Source organism: Bacillus sp. CGMCC 1.60114, from assembly GCF_042676365.1.
Taxonomy (GTDB): domain Bacteria; phylum Bacillota; class Bacilli; order Bacillales; family Bacillaceae_G; genus Bacillus_A; species Bacillus_A rhizoplanae_A.
This window is the reverse complement of record NZ_JBHTHG010000033.1, coordinates 1-8791: the sequence shown is the minus strand read 5'-3', so window position 1 is coordinate 8791 and position 8791 is coordinate 1. Positions and strand designations below refer to the sequence as shown.

Genomic DNA, 8791 nt, shown 5'->3' with positions numbered 1-8791 from the left:
ATCGTACAATCAAGTACCTCAATAATATCATTGAGCAAGATCACCGGCATGTGAAACGTCGATTCTCCCGTTCTTTAGGATTTCAAAGTCTTCGCCATGCCTCAAGTACTATTAAAGGTATAGAAACTGTTCATGCTATATACAAACAAAAACGAAGTCTTCAATCAAACTTCGTTTTTTCGACGTATAACGCATTACATGAATTATTAATAGTTTCATAAAACTGGTCCATAACATTCCCCATCTCTTTATATCTTCGGAAACTTTGCAACAGAACCAAATTTCTCAATCAGCATCTGTCAGACTTTTAACTTTCATCCAAAAGAAGTTTCCCACTTCTAAACGGTAAAGGTGCGACAGTACCAGTGAAAGATGTCAATATATCATTAGATCAATTTTATATAATTTCACGTACCATATTTTTAATAAAATTTTACTAATTCATATTCAGGGGATTTCTTACTGTCTCACATATTTATACGACTGAAATTCCTATATCAAACTAAATTTCTCAAGTCTTTACTTCTCTTCTTTTTCCTCCTCTTTTATTAAATAAAAAAGTATCCTTAGTTTAGAGTAAGGATACTTTTTTAATTTACCTATGTAAAAATCTTTAATGAGTTCTATATTGACCCACTAATTTCTCTTCACTCATTCGAACAAGGCGTTTTGTAATCTCCCCACCAACAGAACCATTGGCACGTGCGGATGTCTCTGGACCAAGTGTGACTCCAAATTCGCGAGCAATCTCATATTTCATTTGCTCAATTGCACTTGCTGCCCCTGCAATAAGAATTTCATTTGTATTATTATCATGACGTTGAATATTCATAATTACACCTCCATTATATTGGTATATAATGTGCTCTTAATTAGGATAAATATGCATTTAATCTAAATTTCTTCCATTTTCGTATCGAATTCACACTAGAGAACTATTTTCGTCTTTATGGAATATATAGTAGAAGTTTTACGCACACCAGGAACAAAAAAATTTGTTTGAAAAAATCTCAAATTAGTTAAGGTTTTACGTTACTATTCTAAATTCTTATAGATAGCTATCAAGTTTCGTCTCGATTCACAAACTTAAGCTTTTTAAATGTGATACTGGTTCTACAAAATAAAATTCGGAACTATTTCGCTTGATACTTTGCAAAGAAATCATCGATTCTAAATTTTTCATCTTGTACACGTTGGATGTCAGTTGCTATATCTTTCATCGCAGCATCATATCTTTCTTTCGTATACTTTTTCTTCGCTTTTTTTCGATTCCTGGCGCTATTTCTTTTTTACTTCATCAGTTAATTCATTTTTAAGCTTCTTACGGAGTATTTTTTCCGTTTCATTTAAAGAGTATTTCTCTTCATCCTTTGTCTTAACTTCTTCTTTTGACTTACTTTCTTTACGTGCTTTTTCAAGGTCAGATTGGCATCCTGTTAGCATGACAGTTATTCCCAAAATAGAACTCAATACAACTTTTTTAGTATTTGTACACACAACAAATTCATTTATCATTATATCCTAATTAATAGAATATTTTTTACAAAAACACTCTTTCTGCAAGGAAAATAATATGTTATTTTTTGTCGGTCCGTTTCTCATAGTATTCGGTAATAATATGTTTTATCACTTCAGAAGATGAATTGAAACCTCCTCGAACCTTATCTTTCTCAATCTGATTGTAGAGTGATTTTGATAACTGAGTAGGTAACTTTTTCTTTCCTGTTGTAAAGGTAATCAGATTCTTTTTATTTACTACTTCCCCTTCTGTATTGAACTACCCCCACTAGACAAGTTCTATTTACCAATAAGCAACCACGCTTGAATTCGTTCTATATTTATCTTAACAAAAAAACATGTTTTGCTATACAAAAGGCTAATTCATCTCCCACCTACTCATTGGGCTACGCCCTTCACATTCCTTGAGATGGAGTATTCTTGGCTATTTGAGATAAAAACGCTATCCTTATCAATGACTCTACTAAAAGGATAACGTTTTTTAAGCATGATGGACTGAGTATGTTAGAGGTAGTTTTATGTTTAGAATGGAGTTCTGACACACGTTGCTAGCTTAATAGATATAAATCAGAATCCCTGTTTGCAACCAAAGTGAAAGATTTTATTGCTATTGTACAATGGTATAGATATAATATTTTATGTATATAAATGATAACAATTATCATTATCGCAAAAGATGCTGCAGAAGATAAAGGAGTAATTAATGTTAGAAAATTTTTCTTTAGAAAATCGTCGAAATATTTATATAAAATTAAGTCTTTTCATTTTGATAACTTTAGGATTAATAGTGAGCATGTTTTTAGCTATAACATTTGGCGCAAAAGAGATGAATGTTCATACCGTATGGTCAGCCGTATTTCATTATAATCCTACACTAACATCGCAACAAATTATTTATGAATTGCGTCTTCCACGTGTGTTGGGAGCAGCAATTGTCGGAGCAGCTTTTGCTGTGGCAGGAGCTTTAATGCAAGGAGTAACCCGAAATCCTTTAGCGGATGCTGGAATATTAGGGATTAATGGCGGATCAATGTTTGTTGTTGCACTCTGTTTTGCATTTTTTCCAAGTATGCCATATTCCATGTTAATGGTCTTTTCGTTTATTGGAGCCGTGCTAAGTACATTATTTATTTTTATTATTGGCTCGGCTACTCCTGGAGGACTAACACCAATTAAGCTTACTATTTCAGGTGCCGTAATTGCAGCACTTTTACATTCACTTAGCTCGGGTGTGGCCATATATTACGATTTGAGTCAAGACTTGGCCTTTTGGTATGCAGGAGGAGTAGCCGGGATAAAGTGGGCCCATTTGCGTATCTTAGCCCCTATTATTTTGTTTACAATTATGTGGGCTATCTTTTTAGGACGATCTGTCTCTCTCATTTCAATGGGAGGTGGTATTGCAACAAGCCTTGGGGTGAAAACAATGCGTGTTAGGGTAATTTGTATAACGGTAGCTGTGATTTTAGCAGGAGTTTCTGTGTCAGCTGTTGGCTCTATCGGATTTGTTGGACTTGTTGTTCCTCACCTCTCTAGAAAGTTAGTTGGAGGGGATTATCGGCTTATTATTCCGATGTCAGCATTATTAGGAGCGATTTTGTTAGTTTTAGCTGATTTAGGAGCTCGGACAGTTGATCCACCTCGAGAATTAGCTATTGGTATCATGGTTGCGTTTATTGGTGTTCCCTTCTTCCTTTATATCGCACGTAAAGTAGGGAGGGATTTATAAGTGAAAGGAAAAATGAACAGAGATACAAAGAGAGTTTATGGCGTTACCATTCTATTTATTGCTATTAGCCTTGTTTCCGTATTGCTAAGTTTAAATACGGGGACATTACGTATTTCTCCTGTAAAAGTAATTCAGACTTTATTCGGATACGGGGATTTTGAAAGTTCAACGGTTTTATTTGATTACCGTCTACCACGAATATTAATCACAATGTTAGCGGGCGTTGGCTTAGGGATTTCGGGAGCAATTTTGCAAGGGTTATCTCGTAACCCTTTAGCAGACCCAGGGATTTTAGGGCTACATTCTGGAGCATCATTTGGTCTTATTATTTTTGCTACATATTTTCATTCAATGGATAAACAAGCGGCAATTCTTATTCCTTTATTTACGTTTGCAGGTGGAATACTAGCAGCATTCTTAATTGTAGTATTGGCCTATGAACGTTACAAAGGGATATTGCCGATTCGACTGATTTTAGTTGGAATTGCTGTATCAGCGGGCTTTAGTGCTATTACACTTTTTTTATCTCTTCGCTTAGACGAAGAAACCTACACGTTCGCTTCTAGGTGGTTAGTAGGTAATGTTTGGGGAAGAGACTGGATTCATGTTATAGCACTTCTTCCGTGGATTTTAATTTTAGCACCCTTTGCGTGGTTTCAATCCAAAACGCTAAATGTGTTATCGCTTGGAGATGATGTGGCAGCAGGACTTGGGGTTTCTGTTCAGAAAAGTCGGTTGTTGTTGTTAGCAACTGCGGTAGGATTGTCCTGTGCTAGTGTAGCAATGGCAGGAGGAATTGGTTTCATTGGTTTAGTTGCCCCGCATTTAGCCCGTCGTCTTGTCGGGGGGATATATCGGCATTTTCTGCCGCTTTCAGGATTAATCGGGCTAGTGATTTTAGTGCTTGCAGATGCAATTGGTCGATCTGTTTTTGGGGCCAATGCTATTCCAGCGGGGATAGTAGTGGCAGCAATAGGGGCACCTTATTTTCTTTATTTACTTATAAAAACTAAATAGACACAAGGAGAAGCTCATGAAAAAAAAGTTTGCGATATTATTTAGTATAATGCTGATTATTGTCTTGTCAGCTTGTGGTCAAAGTAATGAAAAGGATAACAAAGCAGCAAACAAAGATAAGGCGAATAGTGGAGAACCTAAAATTGCTTCGTTATCCATTCACTTAACGAATGACTTACTTGCTTTAGGGATTACACCAGCTGGTTCAGTTATTGGAGGAGACTTAAAAGATTTTTTACCACACGTAAAGGACAAGTTAAAGGATACTAAAAAACTTGGACCTGTAAAGGATCCAAATATGGAAGCATTACTTGAATTAAAACCTTCTGAAATTTATTTAGATGAGGAATATTCAGGGGGGAATATAGATGAATTTAAAAAAATTGCTCCTACACATGTTTTTAATCTTGATGAGGGAACATGGAGGGATCATTTAAGATCTATAGGTAAACAAGTGAATCGTGAAAAACAAGCAGAACAATTTATTTCAGATTATGAAAAAGAAACAAAAGAGGTTAAAGAATTATTAAATAATAAACTGGGTAAAGACAGTAAAGTAATGGCTATACGTGTTACAGCGAAAGAATTACGAGTTTTTAGTACAAAGCGACCAATGGGTCCAATTCTATTTCAAGACTTAGGATTGAAACCTGCCAATGGTGTTGAAAAAATTGATAAAAACCAACCTTATCAAGTTATTTCTCAAGAAGTGCTTCCAGATTTTGATGCAGATGCTATTTTTGTCATTGTTAATAGAGATGATAAATCACAAACGACTTTCAAACAATTAGAAAAAACAGCTATTTGGCAAGGATTGAAAGCTGTTAAAGAAAAGCATGTTTATATGATTCCAGATCAGCCTTGGCTTGATTACTCAGCGCTAGGAAATAAAATGGCTATGGATAATGCAAAAGAAATTTTTTCTAAGTAATAAAAGCATTTAGTATTTTAGTCGCTTTTATAAGAGCGTACATGAAGGTATCCCAAAAGACAGTGCTTGGGATACCTTTAGTTTTTTAGACTTGAACTAACCCCACTTACTTCGTTGAAGTGGGAGAGCCCTAAGTATAGAAAACTATCAGTTCAGCTTCTAATTGATTAGGTTATCCCCGTAGTTCTTACGGTTTGTTTTTTACTCTCCTCAGCTATTCGCGTTGAACCAGATGCATAGGTATTTCCTTTAAGGTTATTTCGATTTTACGTAACGTAATTGAAATAAAAATTTTATTACTATTCATTTAGGGGCACGGCAACATGCCCATCAACTTAAGAATTTTATAACACCCCAAAACAAAAAAATTGTACATTTTTACATGAAGATGTCAATTTTCTCGTTTTGGAGGTATTTGTATTTCTTAGCTTGATAGTGATGTGGCGGTACCCCCTATATAAAAAACACCACTCTATAACCGGGAAGAGTGGTGTTTTTTATGTCGTATTGTTTTATTCATCGTTTACTTTGATACATATATTGAAATTCTTTGTTATTCATTGTCTTTCTACTTTTAATTCAGCATATCTGCAAAAGTAGTCCCCACATTATTTTTACGTTTCATGTGCTTTTCTAAATAAATCTTTGTTGTTTGTATATCTTCATGGCCCAATGTTTGCATAAGATGATACAAATCAGCATTTCCCTGCTCTACCGCCATAATCGCAAAAGCATGACGAAATGTATGTGCAGTTACAGGGTTTTCACGATGTTTTAAGAAATCTAAATTTGTTTTTTTAATCATATCCGTTACCTGATTAGATAGTGTTTTGGCACTATAAAAGTTGCCTCTTTGATTCACAAATAAAGGATGCTCATCTCCCTGGTTCAATACTGTCTCAAATCCCCTTCTTTTTCTCATTTCACAAATACATTGATACAAATGTTCTGAAATGAAAAGTTCACGTACTTTATTCCCCTTTCCTGTTACTTTTATCCAGTACTTTCCATCGTAATGTAAATCTTTTACCTTTGCTGTACATAATTCTTGAATACGTGCTCCAGTACTTGCTAATGCAAGCAGAATCGTGTAATTCACTAAATGTCCTCTATCTTTATAAAAACCAAGTATCTTCATAACCTCGTCATAAGATAAATCGCGGTTTGGTCGATCCTGTGCGTTTACATTTGCCTGCTGCATTTCTTCATGAAGTGGTTTTTCTATGTATCCAAACCCATACAAGTGTTTTAGAAACGAACGAATTAAAACCGTCTTCTTTGCAAGTGTTGCGACTGCATATGTGGATTCATTTCGGCCATTCTTTACTTGTTTTAACCAGTTATTAAATTTTCGAATGTGCCAAGGTTTTAGTGTTTTTAATAAGGAAGCTTTTTTTGTTACTTCTGCCCCATCTATCTCAAATTCTTTTGCATGCTGCACCATACATTGGCAAAATGATAGTATTTCAGTTAAATAGCTCTTCTTGGTATCTTCTTTTCTATTCTTTTTTTCATCCATATCTTTTTGCATATGCACAAAGTGGTAAATCACTTCAAGGTCACTCAGGAAATCGTATTTTCCCTTCCCCTCTCTTTCTGCTGCTTCCATTTTTTGTTCTACATCATTTATATAATGACTGTTATTCAAAAAGGTAACAACATCTTTTATATTATCTATATATGTATCTATAAATTCATTTTGATTGTTTTTAATAGATATAATTTCTTTTCCATTTTTATTATCCATACAATCACTATCCTACTTTCTGTATAAATTCTTAATATATTATCTTATAATACATTATAATACGTAATTGAATTTACTTACATGAATTATATAAATTAAAAATCATCTTTTTTCAGTAAGAATCCCCCATTCTTCTATATTTAACTATACATATATTTTTTTATAAATTATTAAGAAATGAATATTCGTTAAAAAGATATAAATAATCTATTTAAATCGTTTTATATTTAAATATTGATTGGAAATTTAATAATTAATAAATCATATATCATATTTTATATACTTATATAAAAACAATAAATTTTGATTTATAGTACCTATATGTTTAATATATATAAAATACTCTGATATAATATAAATATAAGTTTATAGATTAGGAGGCATTGTATTAATGTCACAAGATTTATTATTTATTTCGAAGCCGACAGTAACTACCAAAGAAGCAGCTGAAATATTAGGAGTAACTGTACAGACCGTTTTGAAGAAAGAAAAAGAGGGTCTAATAGAATGTGTATATAAAGAGAATTGGAAACAATTCGGTAGCAAAATATTTTACTTAGAAGATATTGAAAAGTTAATGAATGAAGAAGAGATAAGAGGCTTAAGCACTAAAGAAGCAGCTGAACTTTTAAACGTGGCACCATCTACTATCTTTACTTATATTAAATCTGGAAAGTTGCCCGCAACATTAATCGAGAAGCGGGGAAAACTAGTTTATATGATTTCGGAAGACGATTTACAAACCTTTCAACTTCATTATGCAAAAACCACTACGAAAGAACGAAAAACATTTATCACCAAGATCGAGGATACTGAAGTGTATTTATTTCAGTTACTTACACACAATGAAACATCTAAATTAGCTCGTATTATAGAAATAAACGGAAAAGATGGCAAAGTCATGACACAGGAGGAAGAAATCTTTCCCTTATCTGAATACAAAGCTCGTGGATACAAAGTGGATCATTTTGAAAAGCAAGCAGTTATTACAAAACGCGGTTATATCTCATTTAAATTTAAAAAGCCACAGCTTTTTGACTCTATTACGTATAAACTCATCACACTATTTTACAGAGAAATTGGTTCTACAAATATGCGATTATTTGTGGATCAAGATACAATTCATGTAGAAATTAAGCCCTTTGTATTTAAGATTGATCCAATTCAATTTCAAGAAGAGATTAAGTATTTACATTCACATATGAAAACAGGTTCTATATTACCACATGCTGAAGGAATATTCTTTAAAAGTAATATGGAGCCATTAACTTTCCATGTGGAACATGAATTTAAAAAACAAGTCATTAAAATGGCAACAGCTGCAGGTTTAGGACAAGAAGAATTTTTATTTCAAGCTGTTAAAACATATATGAGTACATTAAAAGAAGGAAATAATTGAAATCTATATAATGGATAGTGCTCAATTTTCATCAGGGAACAACCTTAAAAAAATAAAGTGAAGTATAAATACTTGTTATGTTTAATTAGAATTCTCCTTATTTATTATATAAAAATTACATAATTATCATTCAGTCTAATGCAATTTATAAATAAAATATGGGGTATAATAATGCCCCTACTTGAAGAGAATCTATTCCAATTCTCTTTTATATTTTTACTAGATTCAAAGAGAATCATATTTCTTCTATGGATCTTATTATTTCAACTTTCTAAGTATAATTATTTAGTTTACGATAATTTTATTATGTGATATGTATTGTGTTTTATCACATAATAAATAAATGGGTTCTGGTGCAAAGATGATTTCAAAAAAACATAGGATATGAATTTCCTATTAACTTACGGATTATGCTGCAATGCCAAACAGTTTATCAATGAATTCTTTTCG

Annotated in this window: 8 protein-coding genes; 5 read left to right on the top strand and 3 right to left on the bottom strand. The window is 33.0% G+C overall.

Annotated features, from left to right (window positions below):
- On the top strand, positions 1 to 221 hold a 221-nt coding region (locus ACFQZ1_RS09730; RefSeq protein ID WP_377881913.1), incomplete at its 5' end, for a DDE-type integrase/transposase/recombinase.
- A gap of 392 nt (positions 222 to 613) precedes the next feature.
- Here ACFQZ1_RS09730 and ACFQZ1_RS09725 read toward each other — a convergent pair.
- Complete coding sequence (locus ACFQZ1_RS09725; protein ID WP_377881911.1) at positions 614 to 832, bottom strand: alpha/beta-type small acid-soluble spore protein; 219 nt, start codon at positions 830 to 832, stop codon at positions 614 to 616.
- A gap of 446 nt (positions 833 to 1278) precedes the next feature.
- Entirely contained in the window at positions 1279 to 1515 is a 237-nt protein-coding gene (locus ACFQZ1_RS09720; RefSeq protein ID WP_377881909.1) for a hypothetical protein, read from the bottom strand.
- A 796-nt stretch (positions 1516 to 2311) separates the two neighbouring features.
- Here ACFQZ1_RS09720 and ACFQZ1_RS09715 point away from each other — a divergent pair.
- The 3 genes from ACFQZ1_RS09715 to ACFQZ1_RS09705 are packed head-to-tail and all read left to right on the top strand — an operon-like array spanning position 2312 to position 5195.
- Positions 2312 to 3247 (top strand): FecCD family ABC transporter permease, encoded by a 936-nt coding sequence (locus tag ACFQZ1_RS09715; RefSeq protein ID WP_377881916.1) that lies wholly within the window; start codon positions 2312 to 2314, stop codon positions 3245 to 3247.
- 12 nt (positions 3248 to 3259) lie between these two features.
- Positions 3260 to 4264, top strand: a complete 1005-nt coding sequence (locus ACFQZ1_RS09710) for a FecCD family ABC transporter permease (protein WP_377881914.1) — start codon at positions 3260 to 3262, stop codon at positions 4262 to 4264.
- 16 nt (positions 4265 to 4280) lie between these two features.
- Positions 4281 to 5195, top strand: coding sequence for an ABC transporter substrate-binding protein (locus ACFQZ1_RS09705; RefSeq protein WP_377881907.1), 915 nt, complete (start codon positions 4281 to 4283; stop codon positions 5193 to 5195).
- 574 nt (positions 5196 to 5769) lie between these two features.
- Here ACFQZ1_RS09705 and ACFQZ1_RS09700 read toward each other — a convergent pair.
- Positions 5770 to 6942 (bottom strand): tyrosine-type recombinase/integrase, encoded by a 1173-nt coding sequence (locus ACFQZ1_RS09700; protein ID WP_377881905.1) that lies wholly within the window; start codon positions 6940 to 6942, stop codon positions 5770 to 5772.
- A 391-nt stretch (positions 6943 to 7333) separates the two neighbouring features.
- Here ACFQZ1_RS09700 and ACFQZ1_RS09695 point away from each other — a divergent pair, with 391 nt between their 5' ends.
- Complete coding sequence (locus ACFQZ1_RS09695; protein WP_377881903.1) at positions 7334 to 8341, top strand: helix-turn-helix domain-containing protein; 1008 nt, start codon at positions 7334 to 7336, stop codon at positions 8339 to 8341.
- Positions 8342 to 8791 lie beyond the last annotated feature (450 nt).

Bases quoted from the DNA above. Each gene is read 5' to 3' on its own strand.
- ACFQZ1_RS09725 (WP_377881911.1), bottom strand. From the start codon at position 832: ATGAATATTCAACGTCATGATAATAATACAAATGAAATTCTTATTGCA.
- ACFQZ1_RS09720 (WP_377881909.1), bottom strand. From the start codon at position 1,515: ATGATAAATGAATTTGTTGTGTGTACAAATACTAAAAAAGTTGTATTG.
- ACFQZ1_RS09715 (WP_377881916.1), top strand. From the start codon at position 2,312: ATGTTTTTAGCTATAACATTTGGCGCAAAAGAGATGAATGTTCATACC.
- ACFQZ1_RS09710 (WP_377881914.1), top strand. From the start codon at position 3,260: ATGAACAGAGATACAAAGAGAGTTTATGGCGTTACCATTCTATTTATT.
- ACFQZ1_RS09705 (WP_377881907.1), top strand. From the start codon at position 4,281: ATGAAAAAAAAGTTTGCGATATTATTTAGTATAATGCTGATTATTGTC.
- ACFQZ1_RS09700 (WP_377881905.1), bottom strand. From the start codon at position 6,942: ATGGATAATAAAAATGGAAAAGAAATTATATCTATTAAAAACAATCAA.
- ACFQZ1_RS09695 (WP_377881903.1), top strand. From the start codon at position 7,334: ATGTCACAAGATTTATTATTTATTTCGAAGCCGACAGTAACTACCAAA.